This window comes from Microbacterium sp. sgz311019, from assembly GCF_056135325.1.
This window is the reverse complement of sequence record NZ_JBWAXO010000007.1, coordinates 257,788-284,179: the sequence shown is the minus strand read 5'-3', so window position 1 is coordinate 284,179 and position 26,392 is coordinate 257,788. Positions and strand designations below refer to the sequence as shown.

Genomic DNA, 26,392 nt, shown 5'->3' with positions numbered 1-26,392 from the left:
GTCTCTCCCCCCGCCTTCCGGCGGTGCGCACCCGGAGCCCCTCCGACGGAGCTCGTGATGACGGATGCGCGAGTGTGCGGGATACTCCCCCTCGCCTCTCCAGCCTAGAGGATGCGCGTCGTCTGAGACGATCCGCCCCGTGCGGACACTTACACAGAGAGACAATGAGATCCGCGAGCCGCACGGCTCGCGGGCGGAGGACCCATGGCGATTCCCCTGCGCTCGGACGCCGAGCTGGCCGCACTGGCGGGCGGCGGGAGCGAGCTCGCGTTCCGCGAGATCTACCGCGCCTACGCCCGGCCGGTGTACTGGCTGGCGCACGGGATCGTGGGGAACAGGCCGGATGCCGAGGACGTGCTGCAGGAGACGTTCCTCGTCGCGTGGCGCAAGCTGCCGCAGCTGACCCTCGCCGGCGACTCGCTGCTGCCGTGGCTCGCCACGATCTGCAGGTTCCAGGCGTCCAACCGCGCGCGCAGGCTGCAGCGCGACCGGCACCGGACGGCATCCGATCCCGATGACGCCGCGCGCGTCGCCGCGCCTGTGGACGTCGCCCAGCAGGTGGCGGACGCGCAGCTCGTCGAGCTCATCCTGGCCGAGGTCGCCGAGCTCGGCCCGCTCGATCGCGAGATCTTCCGGCTGTGCGCCGCGGAGGGCTACGGGTATCAGGCGGCGGCCGAGGCGCTCGGGGTGTCGCACGGCGTGGTCCGCAATCGTCTCTCGCGCATCCGCACCCGGCTGCGCACGACAGCGCGAGAGGAAGCATGATGACCGGAACGGATGCCGCGTCCCCGCGGCTGCCCGAGATCGATGACGCCCGGCTCGACCTCGTCGAGGCGCGGCTTTTCGCCGACATCGCCCGCGAGCGCGAGGCACGCGGGCACCGCAGGCGCCGGATCTGGACGGGCGTCGGCGCCGTCGCCGCGGTGGTCGTGATCGGCTTGGCCATCGTTCCTGCGGCCGGACTGCTCGGGTTCCACGCCACGGGCGGGTCCGGCAGCATCGCGATCGTCCCTGTGCCGCCGCAGGGGGTGTCCGGCACAGGCGCCAACGACGCGGAGAAGTCGGTCGGCTCCGGCTCCGCCGGTACCGGCGCGGCGAACTCGACGGCCGGCGGCTCGGGTGCGTCCAGCAGCTCGGCGCAGCGCGACGTCGTGACGACGGCGTCGGCGACGGTGCGGGTCGCCGATGTGCGGGCGGCTGCGGCCAGGATCGGCGCCACTGCGAAGAGCCACGGCGGCTACGTGCAGAGCATGAACATCGGCCAGACCGGACCGACCCCGCTTCCCGCGACCGGTCAGGGGTCCTCCCAGCCGATCGAGCCGTCACCACCGGTGTCGGGCGCATGGATCACCGTGCGCGTGCCCGCCGACCAGCTCGACGACGTCGTGGCATCGCTCTCCGGCATCGGCACTGTCGAGGCATCCGCCATCGATCGTCAGGACGTGACCGACCAGGCCACCGTCCTCCGTGCCCAGGTGGCGGCCTCGCAGGGCTCCGTCGACCGGCTCACCGCGCTCATGGGCCAGGCCGCGTCGGTGGCGGACCTGCTCGCCGCCGAGACCGCCCTCACCGACCGGCAGGCGGCGCTCGAGTCCGAGCAGCAGCAGCTGAAGGCGCTCGATGACCAGGTGGCCATGTCGACCCTCACGGTCACGCTCCTCCCCCACGAGTCGGCCGCGCCGGCGAGCACTGCGGGATTCGGCTCCGGACTCGTCGCCGGATGGAACAGCCTCGTCGCCGCATTGAACGGGATCGTGGTCGCGGTCGGCTTCCTGCTGCCGTGGATCGTCGTGGCGGCGATCATTGCCCTCGTCGTGTGGGGCATCGTGCTGTTCGTGCGGAGGAGGCGGCGGCGCACGGGCGCCCAGCCCATGCCGCCCGTGGAATGAACCGCCGACCGGAGTGCGGGCCGCCCGATTTTGCCCACGTCCGGGGCCATGCCATAATTGAACGGTTGCGAAAGCGGCCCCATCGTATAGCGGCCTAGTACGCCGCCCTCTCACGGCGGTAACGCGGGTTCGAATCCCGCTGGGGTCACCAACACAGAGAAGCCCCCGAATCCTCACGGACTCGGGGGCTTCTGCGTTCCGTCTTCACGGCATCCCCTCGCTCCTGCGCCGTGAGCACCTGATCTCGCCGACCCCACACGATCGCTGCGCGAACAGCGTGCGGCTCGGCGAGAACGTCCGTTCTCGGCGAACCGCCAGTCTTGCGCGCCTTGCCGATCCCGCACCCGCGCGATTGACTCGACGTATGCGAGTCACCAAGCATGAGCACGCCGCGTTGCTCGTCGAGGACGCCGGCAAGGCCCTCATCGTCGATCCCGGATCATTCACGACCCCCTTCACCGAACTTCAGAACGTCGTCGGCATCGTCATCACGCACGAGCACGCCGATCATTGGACCTCCGAGCATCTCGAGCGCATCCTCAAACAGACCGGCCCCATTCCGATCCTCGGACCGGCCGGCGTCGTCGCCGCCGCATCCGGCTTCGATGTCACCGAGGTGAGCCCGGGCGACACGGTGACCATCGACCCGTTCACCCTGCGGTTCTTCGGCGGCAGGCACGCCGTCATCCACGAGAGCATCCCCGTGGTCGACAACGTCGGCGTGCTCTTCAACGACGTCTTCTACTACCCCGGGGATTCGTACGCCGTGCCCGAGGGCGTCGACGTGAAGCTTCTCGCCGCGCCCGTGGGCGCGCCCTGGCTCAAGATCGGCGAGGCGATGGACTTCGTGCTCGCCGTCGAACCGCGTCGCGTGTTCGGCACCCACGACATGACCCTCTCTGTGGCCGGGCGCGACATGGGGCGCGCGCGGCTCGGGTGGGCGGCGGAGCAGCACGGCGGCGAGCTCGTCCTGCTGGATCCGGGCGACGCCGCGGATGTCTGAGCGGTGGACCTCGAGCCGCGCGGACTCCTGACGTGGCGGAACGACCGCCGGCGGAGGTGCCCATCGACGAGTCCGTCGTGCGCGCGCTGGTCGCAACGCTCGGCGCCGTGGTGCCGGATGCCGACAGCCGCTCGCTCGCGCACATGGCCGAGGGCTGGGACTGCAGCATCTGGCGGCTCGGGGACGACCTGGCGCTGCGGCTCCCGCGCCGCCGGGTCGTCGCCGATCTGCTGGTCGGCGAATCGCGCGCGCTCGCGGAGGTGGCGCGGCACGTCGAGACGACCGGGGTGCACGTCCCCGCAGCGCTCGTGATCGGAGAGCCGACACGCGGGTTCCCCTGGCCGTGGACGCTCGTCCCCTTCCATCCGGGAACGTCGGGACTCGAGGTGCCCCGCGAGCGACGCACGGCGTGGGCTGCCCCCCTGGCCGCGGCACTCGGCGCGCTTCACCGCCCCGCGGCCGACGGGCATCCGCGCAATCCGTTCCGCGGGGTTGCGCTCGCGGACCGAGCCCCAGCGGTCGAGGATCGACTCGCCCGGCTCGCCGACGCGCTGGAGCCCGCACAGCACCGTGTCCTCGTCGCCGCGTGGCACGACGGGCTCGCGGCCGCGCCGTGGACCGGAGGCCCGCTGTGGATCCACGGGGACCTGCATCCGGGCAATCTGATCGCGCGGGACACCGAGCTCGTCGCGATCATCGACTTCGTCGACATCACCGGCGGCGATCCCGCCTACGACCTCGCGGCCGCGTGGCTCGTGTTCGACGAGACCGGGCGGCGCGACTTCATGGATGCCTCGCCCGGCGTCGACTCGGACACCTGGACGCGTGCACGCGCCTGGGCGTCCGCCATGGCCGCGATGCTGCTGCTCGCCGGCGACGACGATCCGTCCTACGAGCGGCTGGCGCGTGAGACGCTCACAGAGCTGGTGGCGACGTCGGCATGATCGCGGTCCAGACCTCGACCTCGTCGCCGGACTGGACGAAGCGGACGACCGACCCGGCCGGCAGGTCGAGCCCGGTATACGACGGAGTCCAGCCCGGGAACATGAACAGGTCGGCACTCGCCGGCAGGGGACGCGGAGAGCAGCTCGTGGCGACGGTGTCGGCGGTTCCGATCATGACCACCATGCACTCCGAGCCATTGCGCGCGATTCCCGTCCACACGTGGACGTGCCCGTACGGCTCATGGCCGCGCAGCGAGCCGCTGATGCCGTACATCTCCTTCAACCACAGATCGGTGTCCTCTCCGACGGGGGTGTAATGCGTGCCGTCGGCGACGAGGATGCGATCCGGATGGGGCTGCGCAGCCTCCCAGCCGATCGCGCCGCCGACCGCGGCGATCACGACGCCCGCCGCCACGACTGACGCGATGCGCCCGGGACGCCCGGCCGAGAATCGTGCCCAGCGGCCACGCAGGCGGCGAACCGCGCGCGGCTGCTCGACGTCGTCCGCCTCGTCGAAGCCTTCGCCGACGGCGGCGACGCCAGCGGACGCCGGCGCCGCCCCGACGCCCGCGCGCGGGTCGGCCGCGGGCATCCCTCCGATGGATCCGACCACACGAGCGGGCTCGGCATCCGCTCGCCACGCGGTTCTCGAGCCGGGTGCGTCGGGGGGTGACGGGAGGACGATCGCCTCCAGCTCCCGCAGGCGCTCCAGCGCCACCGGATCGTCGATGATGTCGGCGTCCGGCCCGAACGCCCGTCGCCGCAGTGCTGCGAGTTCGGCGCGCCCCTCATCATTGAGAACGGCACCGTCCACAAGACAAGTATCCGGCTTTTCCGCCCACAGGAACCTCACAAACGGCGCAAAGGGCAGGCCTCACCCTCTCGCCTACGTTCGCATCATGACCATCACGGTTCCCCCCGCCCCCTCCGTGCCGGACGCGCCGCTCGCCGAACCGACGACCGCCTCCGCCGTTCGGCCCACGAGATCGGGCCGATGGGCGTGGACCGGCGGCCTCATCGCCCTCGCCCTTCTCGCCGCGCTCCTCACCGCGTGGGGCATCGGCAGCGGTTCCCGCTCGGAGTACTACGCGTCCATCGCCCTGTCGATGAGCAAGAGCTGGTCGAACTTCTTCTTCGGATCGTTCGACCCGGCCGGCACTGTCACCCTCGACAAGATCCCGGGTTCCTACTGGGTCCCCGCCCTCTTCGTGAGGGTCTTCGGCTTCTCGACCTGGTCGATCATCCTCCCGAACGCGCTCGCCGCGATCGGCGCCGCCCTCCTGACGGCGTTCACGGGGAAGCGGCTCGCCGGAACGACAGCAGGCCTCCTCGCCGGCGCCGCGGTCGCGACGACTCCGATCCTGGTCGCCGTCTCGCGATCGAACCAGCCCGAGACGTTCTTCGTCCTCGGCCTCGCCCTCACAGCGTGGGCGGCGGTCAGAGCGCTCACGAAGTCGAGCTTCGGCTGGCTCGTCGTCGCCGGTCTGTTCATCGCCCTCTCCTTCCAGACCTACATGCTCGAGGCATGGGCGGTCTGGCCGGCGCTGGGCGCCGCCTACCTCTCCACGAGGCAGCCGTGGGCACGCAAGATCTGGCATACGCTCACCGCCGCTTCAATCAGCCTCGCGGCGTCGCTTTTCTGGATCGTCGTGGTGTCGCTGGTGCCGGCATCCGTCCGCCCCTACATCGGATCGACCCTCCACAACAGCGCGTGGGAGATGGTCTTCGGCTACAACGGCCTGGGGCGTTTCGGCGACGGCACGGCGGATGCCACGGCCTACCGCTCATTCACACCCCCGTTCTCGGGAGACCCGGGTGCGTTCCGCCTCTTCAACGAGCAGCTCGCGGGCCAGATCGCCTGGTTGCTTCCGGCGGCGGCGGCCGGCATCGTGATCCTCGCGGTGCTGCGCTACCGAGCCGCGATCACCGTCTTCCTCGGCGTCTGGCTCGCGACCTTCGCGGCCATGTTCTCGGTCGTCGCCGGAATGCACCAGTTCTACACGGCCGCACTCTCCGTGCCCGTGTCACTCTCGGTGGGCGTCGCATTCGCCGTCGCCCGACGGCGAGGCGTGCGCTGGGCGCAGATCGCCCTGATTGGTGTCGCGGCAGTGACCGCCCTGGGCATCTCGACGATCTACGGCGGCTACTCCGTCGGCTTCGCCGTCGCACAGCTGGTCGCCGCCGTCATCGCCGTCGCGCTGATCGTCTGGGGACGCGGGCGGGTCGTCCACGGCGTGACCTCGCTCGTGGCCGGAGTCGCGATGCTGCTCACGCCCCTCGCCTGGTCGGTCGTCACGATCTCGCACCCGAGCTCGATCAACCCGGTCGCCGGTGGCGTCGCGGACATGGGATTCGGCGGCGCCGGCGGTTTCGCGGGCCGCCAGGGCATCGGGAACCAGGGCGGCCCCGGTGGACAGGGCTTCCCCGGCGGGCAGGGGGCGCCCGGCGGGCAGGGAGCGCCCGGCGGGGGGCAGGGCGGGACTCCCCCGCAGACGGCCACCGGCCAGGGTGGCGTCACGGGCGGGCAGGGATCACCGGGAGGCCCTGGAGGCGACACGGCGTCCTCGAGCCTGCTCTCCTACCTGCAGCAGAACCGCGGGAGCGCGAAGTACCTCGTGGCGGTGTTCGGCGCGCAGAGCGCGGCGAGCCTCATCACGGCCACCGACGGCGAGTCCGTCCTCCCGATCGGCGGGTTCAACGGCACCGACCCGGCACCGACCTTCGAGGCCTTCACGACGATGGTCGCGAACGGCGAGCTCAGGTACGTGTTGGTCTCCGGCCAGGGCGGCCTCGGCGGCGGATTCGGAGGAGGCTCCCAGTCGGGAGACGCCGCGCAGATCCGCTCCTGGGTCGTGCAGAACTGCACCCAGGTGACGGATGCCGGCACCTCCGGCCTCTACGAGTGCACCCCGTAGAGCTCCTCCAGACAGACGGCGCGGCCGGTCGCAGACGCGACCGGCCCCGCCGTTCGTTCACACCGCTCAGTGGTCGTCGGTGAGGTGGTCCTTGACGTCCTCCACACCGTTCTTGACGTCGGCCGACGCCTGGTCGACCTTGCCCTTGAGCTGCGTGGAGTGATCGCCCGTGGCCTTGCCCCAGGCCTCCTCGGCCTGGCCCTTCAGGTGCTGAGCATCGTTCTCGATCCGGTCGCCTTCACCCATGGGAACGCTCCTTCCCGGCAGTGGGTCTCACTGCCCTCACGCTGTGCGCATCCTGTTCGGCGCGCAGCATCCAGTGAACGTCACCCCTCGCGAGAGGTCACGGGGATTGCCACCTGACCATGTGACGGGTACCCTCTGCCGCCCGACTCGCGGGCCGCTGCACCGAATGCTCCGTCAGCTCTCCCGCTCCGCCTGTTCGGCCTTCCGCGCATGCTCGACAGCGACCTGCGCCTGCGTGAGGTGGAACTGCGCACGCTGCAGCCGGCGCTGACCGAAAGTGCTCGCCGGCGGGAGGTGCAGCCCCCGTCCTTCCGCCTCCTCGGTTGCGGTGATGATGTAGCTGCTCGACAGGAGGACGACCTGCGCCGAGAGGTTGAACCAGAGAAGCAGAGCGACGAGCGAGGCGAACGACGCGAGGAGCGGGTTCGAAGACGCCCCCCGCACGAACAGACCCGACAGGACCTGGAGAACGGTCAGTCCGATGCCGCCCAGCGTCGCACCGATCCACAGGTCGCGCCCATGCGGCTTCAGCCCGGAGAGCACCCGGAACACGAGCGCGATCGCGGCCGCGTCGATCACGAACACGATGATCACGCCGAATGTCCGGCTGCCGACGACCGCCGGCACGTCACTCGGCGAGATGCCGAACCAGCCGAGCACTGCTTCGATGCCGGCGGACCCGATCCAGGTCGCGGCCGCGGCGACGAGAAGGAGCCCGCCGAAGGCGACGGCGACCAGCACGTTCCGAAGCATGGCCCAGAGCCAGAACGAATCGTCCACCAGGTGGTCAGCGAGGACGCGCAGGGCCGTGCGCAGGCTCGCGATCGCGCCGATCGCCGCGCCGATCAGGGCGATGAGCGACACGATCCCCACCAGCGTGAATCCCACCGGCGCCGTGATCTTCGTGACGTCCACGACATCGGCGATGCCGGGGATCACCTGCTCCAGAGCGTTCGTCAGCGCGTGCATGGCGCTGGGATTGCCCCCGAGCCAGAGCGCCGCGAGGGAGAAGCCCAGGAGCACACCGGCGAAGACGCTGAACAGGGCGCGATAGGTGATGCTGTCCGCGAGCATCGGCCCACGGTGCTCGGTGTAGAGCAGGTAGGCCCGCACAAGGCGAAGCCGGAGCGCCCACGCCACCGCCTTCTGCGGAAGCGCCACGAATCCGCCCGGCGTCTTCGTCGCCCGGGTGTCGTCGACACGACCGGGCTCGTCGACGTGCTCGCTGCCTCTTACCTGCTTGCTGCCCACCACGGGTGCCACGATAGCCCGGCCCCCGTCGGGCGCTGTGGGGCTCGACAGCGCGGGCGGTCGGGGCTAGCGGATCGGGCGCGAACCCCGACGTGCGTGTCTCCGGGGCTCAGACGGCGACGTGGAACTTGGGCCCCGCCGCGGCGCCGGCGGGGCGCACGCCGGCGAGGATCTCGGGCAGCTCGTCGAACGTGACCGTGGCCGCGATCAGAGGGCGGGGGTCGACGGCACCGGATGCGTACGCCTCGATCGTCCCGGCGAGCCCGGGTGAGGCGCTCAGCACGCCGACCGCAGTGACGTCGCGCAGCACGAGGTCGCGGGTGTCGATGAGGCTGGGCGCGCCGGCGAGGCCGACGTAGACGACCCGACCGCCGGGCTCGACCAGTTCGAGCGCGCGTCCCGGCAGGTGACGGGCGTTCGACGCGTCGATCACCGCATCCCACGGCAGATCGGGAAGTTCGTCCTGCGCCCAGACCCCCGTGAACCCCAAGGATCGGGCGAAAGCGAGGGAACGCTCGCCGCGACCGAGGAGGTGCACCTCGGCGCCCGCCGCCCGGGCGAACAGCGCCGACAGCAGGCCGATGGCCCCCGGACCGAGCACGAGACACCGATCGCCGGGATGGATGTCGGCGCCCTGGGCCGCGCGGAACGCGTTGCCGCCCGGCTCGACCATCGCTCCGGCCGCGTCATCCACGGAGTCGGGCAGCCGATGCAGGGAGGTGACGGGAACCGCCAGCCGCTCGGCGAGCGCCCCGTGCCAGCCGCCGCGGATGCCGACCTCGTAGCGGAACTCGCACACGTGCTGGTCGCCGCGCAGGCAGCGACGGCAGACGCCGCATCCGAGCATCGTGTCGCCCGTGACGCGCGCGCCGATCCACGACCTGTCGACGCCGTCGCCCACGGCCGAGACCGTGCCCATCCATTCATGCCCGATGCGGATCGGGTACTCCGCGTGCCCGCTGTGCAGGTAGGCCATCTCGCCGGTGTAGAACTCGATGTCGGTACCGCAGATGCCGGCGCGCTGCACGTCGACCACGACCTGACCGGCGGCGGGTTCCGGCGACGGAACCTGCTGCACTTCCGCCCGCCCCGGCGCGGTGATGACGAGTGCCCTCATCGCAGCCCTCACGACCGCGGGGCAGCCGCGATGACGAGAACCTCAGCGGCCGCACGCGCGGCCCGCGGCGAGGGGGTGTGTGCGCACGCGCTCACGCGCGCTCGCCGCTCAATGGGACTCACGTGTCACCCGCGATCCGGATGAGCCGACGAGGAAGTCGAGGTCGGCACCACGGTCGGCCTGCAGGACATGGTCGACGTAGAGGCGCTCCCAGCCGCGGCGGGGTGTCGCATACCCATCGAGGGTGGCCTGGTTCGGGGTGCGGGCGGCGAGCTCCTCGGCGGGAACGTCGAGGTCGAGCCGACCGGCGCGGACGTCGAGGGTGATCCAGTCCCCGGTGCGCACCAGCGCGAGAGGTCCCCCCGCGGCGGCCTCCGGGGTCACATGCAGGATCACGGTGCCGTACGCGGTGCCGGACATGCGCCCGTCGCAGATGCGGACGATATCGCGAACCCCCCTCTCCAGAAGCTTGGTCGGCAGCGGCATGTTCGACACCTCCGGCATGCCGGGATACCCCTTCGGTCCGCAGCCGCGGAGGACCATGACACTGTTCTCGTCGATGTCCAGATCGGGGTCGTCGACGCGGGCGTGGAAGTCCTCGATCGAATCGAACACCACCGCCCGCCCGCGGTGCTTGAGGAGGTGCGGGGAGGCGGCCGCGGGCTTCACGAGCGCCCCGCCGGGGGCGAGCGACCCCCGCAGCACCGTGATCCCCGCCTGCGCCTGCAGCGGGGAATCGCGTCGGCTGATGACATCCGGGTCCCAGATCTGCGCGTCGTCGAGGTAGTCGACGAACGGGCGCCCGGTGATCATGAGCGCGTCGGGGTCGAGCAGGTCGCGCACCTCGCGCATCACCGCAAGGAAGCCCCCCGCGCGGTACAGGTCGTCCATCAGGTAGCGCCCGGCGGGCTGCAGGTTCACCAGCAGCGGCACCTGCGCCCCGATCCGGTCGAAGTCGTCGATCGTCAGCTCGATCCCCAGGCGCCCGGCGATCGCCAGCAGGTGCACCACCGCGTTCGTGGAGCCGCCGATCGCGGCCAGGGCGACGATCGCGTTGCGGAAGCTCCCCTGCGTGAGGAAGGTGGAGGGTCGCCGGTCGTCCGCGACCAGCTGCACCGCCAGCATCCCGGTCTCATGCGCCGCCTCGAGCAGCCGCGCGTCCGGTGCCGGGGTGCCGGCGAGCCCCGGCAGCACCGTGCCGAGCGCCTCGGCCACGAGGGCCATCGTGGACGCGGTGCCCATCGTGTTGCAGTGCCCCTTCGAGCGGATCATCGACGACTCCGACGTCAGGAAAGCGGCCTGGCTGAGGGTGCCCGTGCGGACCTCCTCGGAGAGTCGCCACACGTCGGTGCCACACCCGAGAGCCTCGTTGCGGAAGTGTCCCGTCAGCATCGGACCACCCGGCACCACCACCGCGGGCAGATCGACCGAGGAGGCCGCCATCAGCAGCGACGGGATCGTCTTGTCGCAGCCGCCGAGGAGCACCACCCCGTCGATCGGGTTCGCGCGGAGCATCTCCTCCGTCGCCATCGCGGCCAGGTTGCGCCAGAGCATCGCCGTCGGACGCACCTGCGTCTCCCCCAGCGACACGACCGGCAGCTCCAGGGGGATGCCGCCCGCCTCGTAGATCCCGTTCTTCACCGACTGCGCCACTTCGGTCAGGTGCGCATTGCACGGGGTGAGGTCGGACGCGGTGTTCGCGATCGCGATCTGCGGACGCCCCTCGAACGCACTCGACGGCACCCCCCGCCGCATCCACGCCCGATGGATATAGGCATTGCGGTCATCACCCGAATACCACTCAGAACTGCGCAGCGAAGCCATGCACTCACCAAACCGTGCGAGAGCGCCGCATGGCAAGAGGCGATGTCCATGTCGGGCCGCGGAGCCCCACCGCGGAGCCCGGACTGGCGCGCTCTGGGCGAGGATGGAGTCATGGTCAGCATCCCGACGATCTCCCTGAACGACGGCACCTGGTTCCCGGAACTGGGCCTCGGCACCTACGGCCTGCGCGCCGATGAGGGCATCGCCGCGATGCTGTCGGCAGTCGAGGCGGGGTATCGCCTGCTCGACACCGCGGTCAACTACGAGAACGAGGCCGAGGTCGGCGAGGCCGTGCGCCGGTCGGGAATCGTCCGCGACGAGCTCCTCGTCACCTCGAAGATCCCCGGCCGCGACCACGGCTTCCACGAGGCGATCACCAGCATCGAGCGATCGCTGAGCACGCTCGGTCTCGAGCGCATCGACCTCCAGCTCATCCACTGGCCCAACCCCGGCGTCGGCAGGTGGCTGGACACGTGGCGCGGCATGATCGAGGCGCGCGAGCGCGGACTCGTCCGCTCGATCGGCGTGTCGAACTTCACGGAGCAGATGCTCGTGACCCTCATCGACGAGACCGGCGTGACCCCGGCAGTCAATCAGGTCGAGCTCCACCCCTACTTCCCGCAGGGCCCGCTGCGCGAATTCCACGCCGAGCACGCGATCCGCACCGAGAGCTGGAGCCCGCTCGCGCATCGGACGGAGCTCGCATCGGAGCCCACGGTCGAGGAGGTCGCCGCCGCGCACGGTGTCACTCCCACGCAGGCCGTGCTGCGGTGGCACGTCCAGATCGGGTCGACGCCCATCCCGAAATCGGCGTCGAGGCAGCGCCAGGTCGAGAACGCGGACGTGTTCGGCTTCGAGCTGACGACCGATGAGGTCGACGCCCTGTCCGGGCTCGAGCGCGGACGCCTGTGGAACGGTGATCCGAACCATCACGAGGAGGTGTAGCGGCGCGATCAGGCCCGGCGATCGCGTTCGATCTCGAACAGGGCGGCCTGCGTGCGGTGCTCGAAGCCGAGCTTCGACAGGAGCGACGACACATAGTTCTTGACGGTCTTCTCCGCGAGTCCGAGCCGCTCGCCGATCTGACGGTTCGTCAGCCCGTCCGCGATCAGGGAGAGGATCTGCCGCTCCCGGAGACTGAGCGATCCGAAGCGCGGATCCTCATCCGGAGCGGCACGCAGCAGCTGGGTCGCCCGCCGCTCGGCCGCCGGGTGCAGCAGACGCTTTCCGGCTGCCACCGCCCGCACGGCCTGTGTGAGCTCATCACCGCGGACCGCCTTCAGAAGATAGCCGGATGCGTCGGCGAGCACAGCCGCGAACACCGCCTCGTCGTCGTCGTACGCGGTGAGGATCAGGCAGCGCACCGACGGGAACTCCTGGCGGATCTGACGGCACACATCAATGCCGCTCCCATCGGGGAGGTGCACGTCGAGGATGGCGACATCCGGGATCGTCGCGCTGATGCGGGCCATCGCATCGTGGCAGGTCGCGGCCTCGCCGACGACGGTCATGTCCGCCTGCGCGTCGAGCAGCTCGCAGATGCCGCGCCGCACGATCTCGTGGTCGTCGACGAGGAACACCGTGATCATGGCAGGACCATACTCGTCCTCGGGCCGCGGTTCACCTGGTGCGATGGTCATTCGCCGGTGATCACCCTTCCGATGCCCTCGCCCCATCGACGTGCGCGCTCCAACTCGCCCTCCACGATCGGGCCCTCGTACCCCTCCACGAGGAAGCTCTGCGGCTCGAGCACATGGAACCCGCGTTTGCGGGCGTAGCGCGACGCGCTGTGCGAGGCGGCACCTGGCATGAGCGGCATGTCCACCTTCGTGTCGAAGGCGACGAAGATGATCGGGTGACCGGGATCGGGAAGCAACTGCATCCATTCCCGGATACCGAGCGGGACCTCGCTCTCCGCCCCGCCCCGGCCCGCCGCCTCCCGGCGAGTGGAGACCCGCGACATCGAGAAGGCGTGCGTCGGTCCGCCCACCACGAGTGCGGCCAGGTCGTCGGCAAGTTCCCGGGGCGCTTCCGCGACGTCGTCGACGGTGACCTCTGCGACACCGGACATGCCGGCCGCGACGGCCTCCGCGATCTGCTTCGTGTTGCCGAACATCGACTCGAACACCACCTGGATCCTCATGGCGTGTCCTCGGATGCGTCTGCCGCACGGCGCTCGTGGACGACGAGCACCGGACAGTGCGCGTGCTCGGCGCACGCGGCGCTCACGGATCCGAGCAGGAGTCCCGCGAATCCGCCGTGTCCCCTGCTGCCGAGGACGAGCATGGCGCTGTGGGCGCTGAGATCGATCAGCGTGCCTGTCGGCGCGCCGGCGATCACTCGGCGGGTCAGATCGGGCGGGTCGTCGCCGAATGCCGCTTCGATCGTCCGATCGAGGATGTCGGTGGCGTCGTCCTCGGGCGTCCACTCGGTCGCGAACTCGTACTCGGTGAACGCGGGGTAGTACCACGTCGTCACGACCTCGAGAGGCGCGTCCAGCGCGGCCGCGATCCGCGCGCCGTACCGCAGCGCGGCGATGGACGACGGCGAGCCGTCCACGCCGACGAGGATGCGGTCCGAGTCGATGAGCTCATCCATGGACCCACACTCCCGCCGCCCGCGTGCGACGGACGGGACGAAAGTCACATTCGCGGTACGCATGCGCCGGCAGGACTTTCGTCCCGCGGCCATGGCGCAGCACACCGTTGACTGAGGGCCCGATCTGTGGAGGAGAACGGAAGGAGGTCGGGATGTCTGCATCCGCGCATTCGGCCGATCCTCGCAGTCGAGAGGTGGAGACACTGGACGTCGACGAGTGCTGGCGACTCCTGCGCCTGGGCACGATCGGGCGTCTCGCCGTTTCCGGGCTGGACGGAGGCCTCGACGTCCTGCCCGTCAACTACCTCACCCACGAGCGTCGCGTGTTCTTCCGCACCGCTCCCGGAAGCAAACTCGGGAAGCTTCAGGCGCACCCCGAGGTCGCCTTCGAGATCGACGGCCAAGACGACCGGCGCCGCTGGAGCGTCGTCGTCCATGGCGTCGCGCACCTCGTCATGGACCCCGCCGAGATCGAGGAGTCGGGCATCGACTGGCTGATCTCCTGGAACCCCACCGCGAAGAAGCACTTCATCCGGATCGATCCGGATGAAGTCACCGGCCGCCGCTTCCCCAAGCACTATCACGCATCCCCTCTGACCGAGCCGATCACCCCCACCGCGGACGACCCTCCCGACGGCGCCGCACGCGAGTTCACGGGGAACGACGGCGCCCTCGCCAAGCCCTGGCCGATACCGCACCGCGCGCCGGCGCCGCGCGAGTGATGGACGGCATCGCGACGGGAGCGATGGCGGCATGGGCCACCGACGAAGCCGCGGGCTCGCTCGCGCTGCGCGAGCGCCCGATGCCCGTACCCGGCGACGACGAGGTCCTCGTCCGTGTCGAGGCGTGCGCCGTGTGCCGTACGGACCTCCACGTCATCGATCAGGAGCTTCCGGTCCACCGACCGGGCGTCGTCCCCGGTCACCAGGTCGTCGGCATCGTGGTCGATGCAGGTGCGCGGGTGACGCAGCTCGTCCGCGGCGACCGCGTCGGCATCGCCTGGCTGCGTCGCACGTGCGGATCGTGCCGATGGTGTCGCGAGGGCCGGGAGAACCTGTGCCCGTCTTCGACATACACCGGCTGGGATGCCGACGGCGGCTACGCGCAGTTCACGACCGTGCCCGAGGCCTTCGCCTACGCGCTGCCCGCCGATGCGGACCCCGTGCAGACCGCCCCGCTGCTGTGCGCCGGCATCATCGGGTATCGGGCGCTCGCCCGCACCCACCTCGCTCCCGGCGGCCGGCTGGGCATCTACGGCTTCGGCTCGAGCGCGCACATCACGGCGCAGCTCGCCCAGGCTGCCGGGGCCGAGATCTACGCGATGTCGCGCACCGAGCACGACCGGGCGCTGGCGCTGCGGCTCGGTGCGGTCTTCGCGGGGGATGCGACGGCCGAACCGCCGGATCCGCTGGACGCGGCGATCGTCTTCGCGCCGGCCGGCGAGCTCGTCCCGGTGGCGCTGCGAGCGGTCACCCGGGGCGGAACCGTGGTGCTCGCCGGCATCCACATGTCCGACATCCCCGCGATGGCGTACACGGAGGAGCTGTTCTACGAGCGCGACCTGCGCACGGTGACGGCGAACACGCGCGCGGACGGCGCGGCGCTGCTTCGCCTCGCGCGGAATCTCCACCTGGGCCCGACGGTCGCCGAGTATTCGTTCGCGCAGGCGGGAGAGGCTGTCTCCGCACTGCGTGCGGGGCGCGCATCCGGCTCGCTCGTCATCGTCATGTGACGCTCAGCCGACTGTCGACGGGTGCCTCCTCCTCGGCGTGCGGTCGTGCGATCAGGATCGGGGCATTCGCGTTGAACAGCACATCCAGAGCGATGTCCCCCGGGTCCCCGCTACGGCGGTCCGTGGGCGCGAGGCCGGGGTCGATCACGAGCAGCGATGCCGCCTGGGCCGCATCGAGCAGCGCTGCAGGGGTATCGCCCGACCGGGCACGCGCGTGCACGGTCAGCTGAGGCCACCCTTCGCGGATGACACGCTCGGCGATCTTCGCCGCGTCACCCAGCCCACGACCATGGTCGCCGCCCCTCCGCCCGGACGAGATCACCTGGATGGCCTCTCCCCTGCGCGCAGCCTCCGTCGCAGCCATCGCGGCGGATACGGCGGCGGTGTCAGGCCCGTCGACGCCGAGCACGACGCCCGACCGGAATCGGAGGTCGACGTCCGGCATCACGACGACCGGGCAGGGTGCGAGCGTCACGATCCGCACCCCGGTGAAGCCGAAGACGCGCCCGTGCGCGAACCCGGTCTTGCCGGTTCCGATGACGAGGACGTCGTCGGGCTCCGTGAACGCCGCGAGAGTCTCGGGCACTTCGCCGCTCAGGCGGATCGGCGAGTCGGCCGACCCGCGTCCCTGGTGGGAATCGCTCCGGCCCCCGTCGTCGCCCACGATGGTGACCGCCACGCACTGGACGCCCTCCGCGTCGGCGCGCGACCGAGCCCAGTCCCACGCGAGCTTGGCCTGGTGGGAGTCATCGAACGCCACCACATAACGCCGCACCATCCGACATCTCCTCCATCGATGCCACCGCTATGGACGACCATCCTTCGGAACAGACGCAGGACGCGCAGGGCCGAAGGTCCCGCCACCTCCGCGAGGTCGATACCCGATGCTCGGTCGGCAGGACCTTCGTCCCGGACCGCGGCACAGGCGTGACCTACGGTGGCGACGAAAGAGGAGGTCATCGTGGTCTTCGTCGCCAGCGCGCCAGGCATCTATCTCGGCTGGGGCTCCTACACCATCCAGCTCGGCAATCTCATCGTCATCGCGACCATGCTCGTGCTGTTCGTCCTGGCCCTGCTGCTGCCGTTCCCGAAGCCGAGGCGCCGGCGATGAGCACGAAGGAACCGCCGTCGGAGCCGACCGCACAGCGGAGGGTATGGCCGTCGGAGCCTCCCGCCCAAGCGGACGAGGACGTCTACACGTGGACGGGGCGCGCGCGCCGCTGGCTCCTGCAGCGTCTCCCCCCGGACAAGCTGCTCCCCCAGGACCAGCCGAGCTATGTCGCCTCATGGATCTACGTGCTGGGGATGGCATCCCTCGCGTCCCTTGCGGTCGTGATCCTCTCCGGGTTCGTGCTCGCACTGAACGGACCGGCCTGGTACCACCTCTCGAGCCTCGGGAGATTCACCAACAGCACGCATCTGTGGAGCGTGGAGCTCTTCTTCCTCTTCATGGTCGTCCACCTCTGGGGCAAGTACTGGATGGCGGCCTGGCGCGGGGGGCGCGTCCTCACGTGGATCACCGGTGTGATCGCGTTCGCCGTGTCGATCGCAGCGGCGTTCACCGGCTACCTGCTGCAGACGAACTTCGACTCCCAGTGGATCGCGTTCGAGGCCAAGGACGCCCTCAACGCCGTCGGCATCGGCGCGTGGTTCAACGTGGCCGACCTCGGGCAGATGTTCGCGTGGCACATCGTGCTGCTGCCGCTCGGCGTCGGCGCCGTCGTGGTGCTGCACGTGCTGCTCGTTCGCATGCACGGCGTCGTCCCCCCGATCGACGCGAAGGAGACGGACGACCAGCTCCTCCACCCCGGCAACGAATCGGAGATGTCGCGATGAACAGCACGCCGAGCATGACCTGGCGAGCGCGGGGCGACCTGTTCAGCAGGCCGTGGCGCGGCCGCGTCCGCGACTACGACCTCTTCAAGGAGGTCACGATCGGATTCATCGTCGTCGCGGCCCTGACGCTCGTGCTCGCGGCGATCTTCGGATCGCCCGACGAGCCGGGCGCCACCTTCGCGTCCTGGTCGGCGCACGACCCCGTCGACTTCGCCACGACCGCGACTGCGGAGCTCGGCGGCACGAGCGACACCGCGCAGTACGGGCCGCCGTACAACAACACGGCCGACGCCAGCCAGACCCTCGGCCCTCTCGACCTGCAGAGCCTGTCGGGCGTGCGCATCCCGATCGACACGGCGAACGCGTTCGTCATCGCCCCGCTGAAGACGCTCGCCGACGTGCCGCCGGAGGTCGCGCAGTGGACGGCCGCGACGGACGCGCAGAAGACCGCCTGGACCGACGCGTACGCGAAGGCGCTCGCTGCGGACAAGGGGTCGACGCTGCCGGATCCGGCCGGCGGCGACTACGGCCCGGTCCCCGGCCTGATCACCGCGCTGACCGGCATGGCGCGCAGCGGCGCGCTCGACGGCGCGCTGTCCAGCCAGAGCGGCTTCTACCAGCTCAACTACACGCCGGCGATCCTCTTCCTCGGCGACGGGCAGTACTTCCAGAACCTGGCGGCCGCCCAGCACCTCACCGGAGACCAGTGGGGGGTGATGAACGAGACCGGCAACACACCCGGGCAGTCCTGGCTCTGGCTGTTCTCGCTCCTCTACCAGGTGCCGCCGTTCTCGACGGCGGACAACGCCGACCTCGTGATCGTCCTGATCATGGGCGTGCTCACCATCCTGCTGGCGCTCCTGCCCTTCATCCCCGGCCTGCGCACCTTCCCGAGGTGGATCCCCCTGCACAAGCTCGTCTGGCGCGACTACTACCGCGCCGCCGCCGGCGGTGTGCGGGAGGAGCGGCAGACCCCGACCCCGGATCGCGGCGCGGAGAGGGTGCTCGGATCGCCGGATGATGCGAAGCTCCCCACGCCGACCGCTCCGTAGAGCACGACCCGGGCGCATCCGGCCGGGCTGGGTGCGCGCGGCCGGATGCGCGCGGTCTCAGAAGCCGCTGGGCGCCGTCTCGAACTCGTTCTCCTCGGGTGCGGGCTCGTGGTGCAGCGGCCGGAGCGCGCGGGTCTCCGCGACCCAGATGAGCGCGTCGTACCGCTGCCCCATCACCGTCGGAACATAGTTCCCGTGCTCGCGAGCGGGGTCGTACACCACGCCGATCGCACGATGTCCGGCTCGTCCGGACAGCCACTGCGCGCCGCCGGCGGACTCGCCGCCGAAGTCGAGCACGGCGTTCCCATCGAGCGCGCGATGCAGGAGATCCTCGTGGCTGCCCGGGCGGGCGGCGGGAACCGGCATCCGTTCCTCGGCTGCGCCCCATTCGTGCGCGGCCGTCACCTCTCCGACATACGACGCCATGCCGACGAGCAAGACGGCCTCACGGCCGTGCCGTTCGCGCAGGAGCTGCCCGACGTTGAGGAGTCCGGCATCCCTCATCGAGGTCGCCCGGGCATCGCCGACATGGGTGTTGTGCGCCCAGACGGCGCCCTTGGCGTGCGGACCGAGGTGCTGGGCGAGCCGGTCGACGGTGTCGACCATGTGGATGTCGCGGATGTTCCACGATCCTTGGTCGGTGCGCACCATCGCGCGGTAGTACTGCTCGGCGTCGGCTGCGACGACGGCGTTCTGCAGGGCGTCGAACGCGTCATCGCCGTCGGCAGCCGCGCCGCGCCGCACCTCCACGAGGAGGCCGACGACGTCGTCCTCGCATGACAGCGGCACCAGCCGGGTGCCCCACGCATAGCGCTGCGGGTCCTCATCGAACGGCGCGAAGCAGCGCCAGGCCTTCATGGCCACCGGCAGCGCGTCGGGCTGCCGTTCCGCGAGCCACGAGATCGTCCGGGCCAGCGAGTCCCACAGCGAGTACACGTCGAGCCCGTAGAAGCCGACGCGGCCAGACTCGGGGCGACCCCGGTTGTGCTCGCGGAGCCAGTCGAGGAAGTCTGCGACCTCGGCATTCGCCCACATCCAGGTCGGCCATCTGGCGAACCCGGCGAGCACCCCGCGTGCGTCGAGCGCCTCGTCGGCGAGTCCACGGACCCAGCGGTCGATGCGCCAGCAGTCCGGCCAGTCCCCCTCCACTCCGATCCACGTGACGCCGGCTTCCTCGATCAAGCGCCGGGTCAGGCGAGCGCGCAGCGTGTAGAACTCGTGGGTGCCGTGCGACGCCTCGCCGATCGCGACGATCGTCCGGGAGCGCGCTCGCTCGACGATCGCATCGAACGATCCCGCACCGGTCAGCGGCACGGCGAGCCGGCGGACGTCCGAGAGCCCGTCGAACGACGCGTTCACGGCCGCACCTGCGCGGCGGAGAGGTACGCGATGACCTCGGCATCCGTCGTCTGCTCGAAATGCCGGTAGTACTCGCCCACGGCGAGGAAGTCGGCAGGGGGCCGCAGGCAGATGACCTGGTCGGCTCCCTCGATCTGGTGCATGGCATCGCGCGCCCCGACCGGGGCCGCGACGATCACGCGCGCTGCTCCGAAGCCGCGGGCCACCGCGCATGCCACCGAGGCGGTGGCGCCCGTCGCGATGCCGTCGTCGACGATCAGCGCGGTCTTCCCGGTCAGATCCAGACGCGGGCGAGATCCGCGCAGGCTCGCCACGCGGGCGTCGAGCGTCGTCCGCTCGCGGTGCTCCACCTCCGCGAACTGCTCGGCCGTGACACCAAGCCGGCGCACGAGGTCGAGATCCACCATGCGCACGCCGCCCTCCCCGATCGCTCCCATCGCGACCTCGGGATGAAAGGGCAGCCCCAGCTTGCGCACCACGATGACGTCGAGCGGCAGTCCCAGTCGGGAGGCGACTTCGGCTGCGACGGGCACACCGCCGCGCGGGAGCCCGAGCACGACCGACGCCGTGACCCCCTGCTCGGCGAGGTGGCGACCGAGTCGGCGGCCGGCGTCTCTGCGGTCTTCGAACACCTGGGGCTCCTTCCCTTCTCAGCCTTCGTCCGCTCTGCTCACAAGGGCCTCGAGCCCGCAGTCTGCGGGGGCACGAGGGCCTGGTCGGGCTGGGCGCACAGCACGATGAGGATGATGAGCCCTGCGACCGGGAGCAGGAGCCAGAACAGGTTCGCCCACGAGCGGCCCGTGGAACGGAGCCGCCGCACGGTCACCGCCAGGGTCGGCAGGAGGACGGCGATCGCCCAGAGACCGGTGAGATTTGGCCCGATGGGAAAGGTCGTGTTCTCGGTCACGTTCCAGACGGTGAGCGAGCTCAGGGCGGCGTTCACGAGGGTGGTGAAGAGGATCCACCACCAGAACTCGGAGCGCGATGCCGTGCCGGTGAAGTCCGCGTACTTGCGGAACACCGTCGAGATGGATTGTGGAAAGGTCATGGCGGGATCTTCACGCCGGGCGGCCTCCGGAGGTGGGCCGAAGGTCCCGCGGATGCGTCGCGCCCGACCCATCCGCGCCTGCCTGCGAAAGCCGCCGCGCCGCGGGGAGGCGCCCTCCGTCGAGAACGCCTCCCCTGACTGCGACGGCCTGGGCAGTGCATCGATGCAGCTGATCGATCACTCCGTCCGAATCGGCCGCCCGGGAGCTACCCGTGGCAGAACGGTAACGCTCGTCCGTCGGCCGACTCAGGGCCATAGGTCCCGCGACGCCGCGGGTCTTCCCGCCCCGCCCCGAGTCGACGGGACCTAGGACCCTGTCCCGCCGCTCCTCGCGCGCGAGGCTGGACCCCTGCATCCACGTGCCGCATCGAAGGAGAGCCCGATGACCACCGCAACTGATCGCGACCTCGACATCCAGACCCTGGTCCGCGCCGAGCTCATGTGGACGCCGGACATCGATGCGGCCGGCATCGGCGTGGAGGTGAAGGACGGTGCGGTCACGCTCTCGGGAGCCGTCGACACCCTCGCCGAGAAGGTCGCGGCCGAGAAGGCCGCGTTCCGGGTGAGAGGAGTCCGTGCGCTTGTGAACGGTCTCGAGGTAAAGCCCAAGGCCTCCTGGCGTGTGGGCGAGACCGACATCGCGCAGGAGGTCGACCACGCGCTGCGCGCCGCGAGCAATGTGCCGGAATCGGTCAAGGCCTCCATCGTCGGCCACTCCGTGACCCTCGTCGGCGAGGTCGCGCGCGATTTCCAGCGGCGCGCCGCCGAGCACGCGGTTCGCAACCTCCGCGGCGTCTTCTCGCTGACCAATCAGATCACGCTGGCGGAGCGGCCATCGGCGCCTGACACCGAGAAGCGCATCCGCGAGGCCATCTCCCGCAACGCGCAACTCGACGCCGACAGCATCCATGTGGCCGTCGACGGCAACGTGGTGACCCTCACGGGCACCGTGAAGTCGTGGGCAGAGCGTCACCAGGCCGCCGAGGCGGCCTGGGCTTCGCCGCACGTCACCGAGGTCAAGAACGACATCTACATCGTCGGCTGAACGGCCCTCACCCGTCGCTGTCGCCCGGCGGGGCGGCGACCTCCTGCGGGCGCTGTCCGGTGAGGATGGTCGCGAGCGCCTCGCCCCAGGCGCGGGCCCGTTCGACCTCCCCCTGCACGAGCGGACCCTGGTAGCCGCTGACGTAGAAGCTCTCCGGCTCCAGGACGTGGAACCCCCGCTTGCGTGCGAAGCGGCTCGCACTGCGCGATGCGGCCCCCGGGACGAGTGCCATGTCGGTGCGGGTGTCGAACGCGGCGAAGAAGAACGGCCGCGGATGCTCCGGCAGGGCCTGCAGCCATTCGCGGATTCCGACCGGCTCGTCGTCGGGCGCCGCACCGCGCCGGACGGCGTCCTCGCGAGTCGACGGTCGCGACATCGAGAAGACGTGCGTGGGACCGCCGACGATCAGCGCATCGACGTCCGCCGCAAGGGTGGCCGGCGCATCCGCGACGTTCTCGATCTCCACGTCGGTCGATGCCGCAAGTCCCGCGGCGACGGCCTCTGCGATCTCCTTCGTATTGCCGAACATCGTCTCGAAGACCACGAGGGCTCTCATGGCTCACCTGCCGCATCGGAGCTGCGGGCGCCGGGCGCGGCCAGGCCGCCGGTCTCGCCGAGCATCGTCATCGTCCGCTGTGCGCGAGTTCGTCGCGGCGGCGGATGTACTCGTCGTGGTCGATCTCGCCGCGCGCATAGCGCTGGTCGAGAATGTCGCGCGCCGGCGGTTCCGCGTGAGTTCCCGCCACCGACCCCTCGTCGTTCCTCCTGGTGAGAACACCCACGACCACGACGGCGGCGGCGATGATCAGGAGAGCCACCACGATCCAGATCACCCACCACATCGGGTCGGTGCCGCTCATCATCCATCCATACATGACTCGCTCCTTCGACGGATCTGCATCCCTCAGGATGCGCACCGGTTCCGCGGCCGCATCGGGCCTTTGGTCCTCCGGAGGGGGATGTGACCTTGGTCCCGCTCCCCGCCGCGCGCTCCCGCGACGCTGAGAGGATGAGCATGAACCAGGACAGTGACCGAGTGGTCGTCGGCGTCGACGGCTCTCCCGCATCCGTGGACGCGTTGCGCTATGCCGCGCGCATCGCGGACGCGCTCGGCGCCCCGCTCGAAGCGGTGATCACGTGGGAGAGCCCGCGCTACGTGTATCTCGAACGCGACCGCGAGCAGCACACCGGTCAGGCCGCCACCGAGCGACTGCGCGCAGCGGTCGTCGAGGCGTTCGGAGACGAACCGCCCGCGGGTCTCGCGCAGACGACTCTGGAGGGGGATGCGGCGCGCACCTTCGTCGAGCTGAGCTCCTCCTGCGGCATGCTGGTTCTCGGCAGCAGGGGCCTCGGAGGGTTCCGCGGCCTCCTGCTGGGCTCGGTCAGCCGTGTGTGCGCCGAGCACGCGCACTGCCCGGTGCTCGTCGTGCACGGCAGCGCGTCCGCGTCGGAGTGAGCTCCCCGCGGCTCCGGCGCCGCCGTGCCGCACCCGCGGGCGCATTCAGCGTCCGTCGCCGGAAGCCCGCCCCTCGATGTCGGCGAACCGCGTGTCGGCGGCGCCATCCCGCAAGGCGGCTGTGAGGGATGCGATGTCCCGCAACGCCAGCAGCGGCTCCACCTCCGAAAGCCTCGAGTCCTCCGCTCGCCGCGCCCGCTCCCGCTGTTGGTCAACGACGGGGGCCGCGAGATCTGCCAGCTGGTCCACGGTGAGCTCGTCCGGAGCGAGCCCGGGCGCGGACGGGAGGATCTGAGAGGCCACGACGGAGTGCAGGATGACGTCGGCCTCGAGCATGCTCGCCAGGGGCTCCGACGCCGCGATCGCCAGCAGGGCGCCGGCCTCGTGGACCACGGGTGCCACGCGCCGGATGAGCCCCTGGGCGTACGCGCGCAATCGCGTCGCGTCCTCGTCCACACCGCGCGAACGCACCGCAGCCGGATGACCGATCGCCGACTCGGTGTCGCGCTCGATCGTGGCCGACGGCGGCAGGTCGTGGACGTCGACGACGCGAGCCGGATGCGCCGTCACGTCGATCAGTCGTGCGGAGTTCTCGGACGCGGCGAGCACGAACACACGCGATGTCAACGCCAGGGCCGCATCCACGAGCGGCGCGACGTCGAATCGATCGGACACGGTGACGCTCGGCGTGGCATCGGTGGTGAGCGCGAACACGTCACCCTCGTCGAGTGTGACGAAGACGGCGACGGACCGCGCCCGGTGACCGACCGGCACGGCCGCGGGACCGAATGAGCTCGGTGCTCGTTCCAGCCGATCACGCACGGTGGCGATCACCTGCTCGGATGCCTCGGCATCCATCAGTGCGCGCGTTGCCAGCCGGATCTGGACACGTGCCGCACCGCTCGGGTGCTGCGAGCCCAGCCAGGCGTCCGCGTCGCCGTAGACCGTGACGCACCACGGCGCACGCACATTCGCGATGCGGCGAACTTCGGCCAGAGACAACGTCGCCACGTCCCGCTCCCTCCCGGGGACGTCACCGCTCCCGCTCTCAGACTCGCTCGCCGGGAGGCCCGGACGCAGAGACTTTGGTCCCGCCGGCCGTCGACCCGTTCGAAGCGGCCGCCCCTTCGCGGTCGTGGTCCGACGTGGGACCTTAGTCCCGCATCCGGGGGCATGGCTGACGCAGTCTGGGTCGAGAGCGACTCCATCCGGTCGAGATCGATCCGCTGACTGGGGAGCAGCCGGACCTCTCCCGGAGGATGAGCATGAGGGGGCGCCGCCGTGTCGGCGCCCCCTTGTGCTGCCTGCGCCCGCGACCGTGTCAGGGGACCAGGGCTCTCGCCTCGATCGGCGGGGCCCACATCTCGGGGCGAATCGGTGGGATGCTGAAGTGGTGACGTCGTGTGGACTCTCGCACGCGACCGGGCGGGTTCGCCGCCTTCGCCGGCGAGTCGACACCGTCCATCCGGTTGCCATCCGGTCAGTGTGCCTCCGCTTTGGTGTCGTCTTCCGCGGCTGTACCACCTCGTCCCCTCGGCCGCGAGCACCTCAGCGGGCCTGCGGACGTCACCACCAGTCAGAGGGACACGATCCATGATCAGGGTCTTCGTGATCGACGATCGCGAGCAGATACGAAGCGGACTCGCCCACCTCCTCCATCAAGAGAGAGACATCGACGTCGTGGGAGCATCCGCTCCCGGAGCGGACCTGCGCGAGCATCTCGCTCGCACGGCATCGGACGTCGTCGTGATCAGTGAGACGGCCGGCATCGACGCGGCTCGCGCGATCCGGGAGGACACGCCGGGGGTGGAGTGCGTTCTCCTGGTGTCCTTCGTCGACGAGCAGACGGCTGCGCGCACCCTCCGGTCCGGCGCCCGCGCATATGTCGAGATGGACCTGCGCGGGCGGGGGCTGGCCGACACGATCCGCCGTGCCGCGTCCGGGTCGTCACACGCCGGGATGGGCAGCGTGGACGCGGAGCGCGGGGCAGCGGTCGCGCCCGGTCGCCCGCCGGAACCGATGTAATCCGGTCAGACGGACAGCGCGAGCGGGGCGCTCCAGGTCAGCCGCATCGTGGAGTCGGCGGACTCCACGGCCAGGCGACCCGCCCGAGGGGCCTCTTCGAGGTCCCTCGGGGCGAGCCCGTGGACGCTGCCATCGCCCATCTCACCGTGCAGGGTGATCTGCAGGATGATGTGGCCGTCCTGGATCGACAGCGCGACTGCGGTGGAGCGCGTCCCCGCGCTGCCGGAGATGACGGTCAGACACCTCCGTGCGACGTCGATCAGCTCATCCGCGAGCAGGTCGCCCACAGGGACATCCACGTGCCCGACGAAAGAGACGGCCGGGATGCCGCTGCGGCGCCAGTCGGTCTCGGCGATCAGGTCCAGCAGACGATGCCGTATCGGCTGCGCCGAGTTGCTCGGCGCGTTCGAGAGGTTGAACAGCGCGGCCCGGATCTGCGTGATCGTCTCGTCGAGCATCTCGATCGTGCCATCGACGCGCTGCTTCATCGACGGGTCATCCAGCAGCTGCTCGAGAGTGTGCAGCTCGAGTCCGGCGCTGAAGATCTGCCGGATCACCGCACCGTGCAGCTCCCGCGCGATGCGCATGCGGTCATCGAACAGCATCAGCCTCAGCTGGTCGGTCCGAGCGGCAGCCAATTGGAGTGCGAAAGACGCCTGACGGCCGAGGTCATCGGCCAGATCCGCATCCACGGGTTCGAACGGCACCCCGCCCGCCTCACGCGTCAGCACGAGGATCACATCCACGATGTCCCGCGTACTGAGCGGGAGCATCATCGCCGGTCCGGACCCTTCGTCGGCGATGATGGACGGCCGTCTCCTGAGGGCGACCTCGGCCAGGGCGGCCGCGTCCACGATCATCGGGTCCCCGCCTTCGGTGCCATCGACGGGATCTCCGACGAGCGTCGAGTCCCAGACGCCATCGGATCGGCCGGGACGGACGACGGTCACCCGGACGTCTCCGACGAGCATGACGAGGCGCTCTGCGATCAGACCGATCGGATCCAGTGGCTCGTCCCCCAGGATCGCGGTGATGAGGTTGCTCGACTCCAT

The 26,392-nt window shown here is 70.5% G+C and carries 30 protein-coding genes and 1 tRNA gene; 15 read left to right on the top strand and 16 right to left on the bottom strand.

Annotation, left to right across the window (positions count from 1 at the left end):
• Positions 1-204: 204 nt before the first annotated feature.
• The 5 genes from AC0NZN_RS13555 to AC0NZN_RS13535 all read left to right on the top strand — a co-directional run bounded on the left by AC0NZN_RS13555 (position 205) and on the right by AC0NZN_RS13535 (position 3,836).
• Positions 205-765 carry an RNA polymerase sigma factor gene (locus tag AC0NZN_RS13555; protein ID WP_474592830.1) on the top strand — a complete coding sequence of 187 codons (561 nt, stop codon included), beginning with the start codon at positions 205-207 and terminating at the stop codon, positions 763-765.
• Complete coding sequence (locus AC0NZN_RS13550) at positions 765-1,889, top strand: DUF4349 domain-containing protein (protein WP_474592829.1); 1,125 nt, start codon at positions 765-767, stop codon at positions 1,887-1,889. The genes AC0NZN_RS13555 and AC0NZN_RS13550 overlap by 1 nt, the downstream gene beginning before the upstream one ends.
• Positions 1,890-1,964: 75 nt before the next feature.
• Positions 1,965-2,040 (top strand) — tRNA-Glu (locus tag AC0NZN_RS13545).
• Between the two features lie 213 nt (positions 2,041-2,253).
• Entirely contained in the window at positions 2,254-2,892 is a 639-nt protein-coding gene (locus AC0NZN_RS13540) for an MBL fold metallo-hydrolase (RefSeq protein WP_474592828.1), read from the top strand.
• Between the two features lie 32 nt (positions 2,893-2,924).
• Positions 2,925-3,836, top strand: a complete 912-nt coding sequence (locus tag AC0NZN_RS13535) for a phosphotransferase (RefSeq protein WP_474592827.1) — start codon at positions 2,925-2,927, stop codon at positions 3,834-3,836.
• Here the strand turns inward: AC0NZN_RS13535 and AC0NZN_RS13530 are convergent.
• A complete protein-coding gene (locus tag AC0NZN_RS13530) occupies positions 3,808-4,650 on the bottom strand; it encodes a hypothetical protein (RefSeq protein WP_474592826.1) in 843 nt (280 codons plus the stop codon). The genes AC0NZN_RS13535 and AC0NZN_RS13530 overlap by 29 nt on opposite strands.
• 85 nt (positions 4,651-4,735) lie before the next feature.
• On the opposite strand from AC0NZN_RS13530, the gene AC0NZN_RS13525 reads away from it, so the two are divergent.
• Positions 4,736-6,751 (top strand): glycosyltransferase family 39 protein, encoded by a 2,016-nt coding sequence (locus tag AC0NZN_RS13525; protein WP_474592825.1) that lies wholly within the window; start codon positions 4,736-4,738, stop codon positions 6,749-6,751.
• A 66-nt stretch (positions 6,752-6,817) separates the two neighbouring features.
• Here AC0NZN_RS13525 and AC0NZN_RS13520 read toward each other — a convergent pair whose 3' ends face one another.
• From AC0NZN_RS13520 to AC0NZN_RS13505, 4 genes are all read right to left on the bottom strand, one after another.
• On the bottom strand, positions 6,818-6,997 hold the full coding sequence (locus AC0NZN_RS13520) for a CsbD family protein (RefSeq protein WP_474592824.1): 180 nt from the start codon (positions 6,995-6,997) through the stop codon (positions 6,818-6,820).
• A 174-nt stretch (positions 6,998-7,171) separates the two neighbouring features.
• Positions 7,172-8,251 carry a YihY/virulence factor BrkB family protein gene (locus tag AC0NZN_RS13515; RefSeq protein WP_474592823.1) on the bottom strand — a complete coding sequence of 360 codons (1,080 nt, stop codon included), beginning with the start codon at positions 8,249-8,251 and terminating at the stop codon, positions 7,172-7,174.
• A 106-nt stretch (positions 8,252-8,357) separates the two neighbouring features.
• The gene (locus AC0NZN_RS13510; RefSeq protein ID WP_474592822.1) at positions 8,358-9,365 is read right to left on the bottom strand and encodes a zinc-dependent alcohol dehydrogenase; all 1,008 of its coding nucleotides are present in this window, start codon (positions 9,363-9,365) and stop codon (positions 8,358-8,360) included.
• Positions 9,366-9,473: 108 nt separating this feature from the next.
• A complete protein-coding gene (locus tag AC0NZN_RS13505; RefSeq protein WP_474592821.1) occupies positions 9,474-11,189 on the bottom strand; it encodes an IlvD/Edd family dehydratase in 1,716 nt (571 codons plus the stop codon).
• A 111-nt stretch (positions 11,190-11,300) separates the two neighbouring features.
• Between AC0NZN_RS13505 and AC0NZN_RS13500 the strand changes: the two genes are divergently transcribed.
• The gene (locus AC0NZN_RS13500) at positions 11,301-12,134 is read left to right on the top strand and encodes an aldo/keto reductase (protein WP_474592820.1); all 834 of its coding nucleotides are present in this window, start codon (positions 11,301-11,303) and stop codon (positions 12,132-12,134) included.
• A gap of 8 nt (positions 12,135-12,142) precedes the next feature.
• Here the strand turns inward: AC0NZN_RS13500 and AC0NZN_RS13495 are convergent, their stop codons facing one another.
• From AC0NZN_RS13495 to AC0NZN_RS13485, 3 genes are read right to left on the bottom strand one after another with little or no spacing between them, the layout of a single operon-like run.
• On the bottom strand, positions 12,143-12,778 hold the full coding sequence (locus tag AC0NZN_RS13495; protein ID WP_474592819.1) for a response regulator: 636 nt from the start codon (positions 12,776-12,778) through the stop codon (positions 12,143-12,145).
• 47 nt (positions 12,779-12,825) lie between these two features.
• On the bottom strand, positions 12,826-13,332 hold the full coding sequence (locus AC0NZN_RS13490; RefSeq protein WP_474592818.1) for a flavodoxin family protein: 507 nt from the start codon (positions 13,330-13,332) through the stop codon (positions 12,826-12,828).
• Positions 13,329-13,787, bottom strand: coding sequence for a universal stress protein (locus AC0NZN_RS13485; RefSeq protein ID WP_474592817.1), 459 nt, complete (start codon positions 13,785-13,787; stop codon positions 13,329-13,331). Before AC0NZN_RS13485 ends, AC0NZN_RS13490 begins: the two co-directional genes overlap by 4 nt.
• 152 nt (positions 13,788-13,939) lie before the next feature.
• Here AC0NZN_RS13485 and AC0NZN_RS13480 point away from each other — a divergent pair, with 152 nt between their 5' ends.
• A complete protein-coding gene (locus AC0NZN_RS13480) occupies positions 13,940-14,509 on the top strand; it encodes a pyridoxamine 5'-phosphate oxidase family protein (protein WP_474592816.1) in 570 nt (189 codons plus the stop codon).
• Entirely contained in the window at positions 14,509-15,519 is a 1,011-nt protein-coding gene (locus AC0NZN_RS13475) for a zinc-dependent alcohol dehydrogenase family protein (protein ID WP_474592815.1), read from the top strand. Before AC0NZN_RS13480 ends, AC0NZN_RS13475 begins: the two co-directional genes overlap by 1 nt.
• Here the strand turns inward: AC0NZN_RS13475 and AC0NZN_RS13470 are convergent.
• Positions 15,512-16,297 (bottom strand): hypothetical protein, encoded by a 786-nt coding sequence (locus AC0NZN_RS13470; protein ID WP_474592814.1) that lies wholly within the window; start codon positions 16,295-16,297, stop codon positions 15,512-15,514. The two genes, AC0NZN_RS13475 and AC0NZN_RS13470, sit on opposite strands and share 8 nt — an antisense overlap.
• 159 nt (positions 16,298-16,456) lie before the next feature.
• Between AC0NZN_RS13470 and AC0NZN_RS13465 the strand changes: the two genes are divergently transcribed.
• From AC0NZN_RS13465 to AC0NZN_RS13455, 3 genes are read left to right on the top strand one after another with little or no spacing between them, the layout of a single operon-like run.
• A complete protein-coding gene (locus tag AC0NZN_RS13465; RefSeq protein WP_474592813.1) occupies positions 16,457-16,630 on the top strand; it encodes a hypothetical protein in 174 nt (57 codons plus the stop codon).
• The gene (locus tag AC0NZN_RS13460) at positions 16,627-17,355 is read left to right on the top strand and encodes a cytochrome b N-terminal domain-containing protein (protein WP_474592812.1); all 729 of its coding nucleotides are present in this window, start codon (positions 16,627-16,629) and stop codon (positions 17,353-17,355) included. The genes AC0NZN_RS13465 and AC0NZN_RS13460 overlap by 4 nt, the downstream gene beginning before the upstream one ends.
• Entirely contained in the window at positions 17,352-18,407 is a 1,056-nt protein-coding gene (locus AC0NZN_RS13455) for a hypothetical protein (RefSeq protein ID WP_474592811.1), read from the top strand. Before AC0NZN_RS13460 ends, AC0NZN_RS13455 begins: the two co-directional genes overlap by 4 nt.
• Positions 18,408-18,464: 57 nt before the next feature.
• Here AC0NZN_RS13455 and AC0NZN_RS13450 read toward each other — a convergent pair whose 3' ends face one another.
• From AC0NZN_RS13450 to AC0NZN_RS13440, 3 genes are read right to left on the bottom strand one after another with little or no spacing between them, the layout of a single operon-like run.
• A complete protein-coding gene (locus tag AC0NZN_RS13450) occupies positions 18,465-19,766 on the bottom strand; it encodes an erythromycin esterase family protein (RefSeq protein ID WP_474592810.1) in 1,302 nt (433 codons plus the stop codon).
• Complete coding sequence (locus AC0NZN_RS13445; RefSeq protein ID WP_474592809.1) at positions 19,763-20,398, bottom strand: phosphoribosyltransferase; 636 nt, start codon at positions 20,396-20,398, stop codon at positions 19,763-19,765. The genes AC0NZN_RS13450 and AC0NZN_RS13445 overlap by 4 nt, the downstream gene beginning before the upstream one ends.
• 38 nt (positions 20,399-20,436) lie before the next feature.
• Positions 20,437-20,814, bottom strand: a complete 378-nt coding sequence (locus AC0NZN_RS13440; protein WP_474592808.1) for a DUF805 domain-containing protein — start codon at positions 20,812-20,814, stop codon at positions 20,437-20,439.
• A 382-nt stretch (positions 20,815-21,196) separates the two neighbouring features.
• On the opposite strand from AC0NZN_RS13440, the gene AC0NZN_RS13435 reads away from it, so the two are divergent.
• Positions 21,197-21,859: a BON domain-containing protein gene (locus AC0NZN_RS13435; RefSeq protein ID WP_474592807.1), complete on the top strand. Its 663-nt coding sequence runs from the start codon at positions 21,197-21,199 to the stop codon at positions 21,857-21,859.
• 7 nt (positions 21,860-21,866) lie between these two features.
• On the opposite strand, the gene AC0NZN_RS13430 is transcribed toward AC0NZN_RS13435, so the two are convergent.
• Together AC0NZN_RS13430 and AC0NZN_RS13425 are read right to left on the bottom strand one after the other, a co-directional pair.
• Positions 21,867-22,415: a flavodoxin family protein gene (locus AC0NZN_RS13430; protein ID WP_474592806.1), complete on the bottom strand. Its 549-nt coding sequence runs from the start codon at positions 22,413-22,415 to the stop codon at positions 21,867-21,869.
• Between the two features lie 67 nt (positions 22,416-22,482).
• Positions 22,483-22,734 (bottom strand): SHOCT domain-containing protein, encoded by a 252-nt coding sequence (locus AC0NZN_RS13425; RefSeq protein WP_474592805.1) that lies wholly within the window; start codon positions 22,732-22,734, stop codon positions 22,483-22,485.
• A 140-nt stretch (positions 22,735-22,874) separates the two neighbouring features.
• Between AC0NZN_RS13425 and AC0NZN_RS13420 the strand changes: the two genes are divergently transcribed.
• Positions 22,875-23,315 carry a universal stress protein gene (locus AC0NZN_RS13420; RefSeq protein ID WP_474592804.1) on the top strand — a complete coding sequence of 147 codons (441 nt, stop codon included), beginning with the start codon at positions 22,875-22,877 and terminating at the stop codon, positions 23,313-23,315.
• A 45-nt stretch (positions 23,316-23,360) separates the two neighbouring features.
• Here AC0NZN_RS13420 and AC0NZN_RS13415 read toward each other — a convergent pair whose 3' ends face one another.
• Entirely contained in the window at positions 23,361-24,326 is a 966-nt protein-coding gene (locus AC0NZN_RS13415; RefSeq protein ID WP_474592803.1) for a baeRF11 domain-containing protein, read from the bottom strand.
• A 582-nt stretch (positions 24,327-24,908) separates the two neighbouring features.
• On the opposite strand from AC0NZN_RS13415, the gene AC0NZN_RS13410 reads away from it, so the two are divergent.
• Positions 24,909-25,340: a response regulator gene (locus tag AC0NZN_RS13410; RefSeq protein WP_474592802.1), complete on the top strand. Its 432-nt coding sequence runs from the start codon at positions 24,909-24,911 to the stop codon at positions 25,338-25,340.
• 5 nt (positions 25,341-25,345) lie between these two features.
• Here AC0NZN_RS13410 and AC0NZN_RS13405 read toward each other — a convergent pair whose 3' ends face one another.
• Complete coding sequence (locus AC0NZN_RS13405) at positions 25,346-26,392, bottom strand: histidine kinase (protein WP_474592801.1); 1,047 nt, start codon at positions 26,390-26,392, stop codon at positions 25,346-25,348.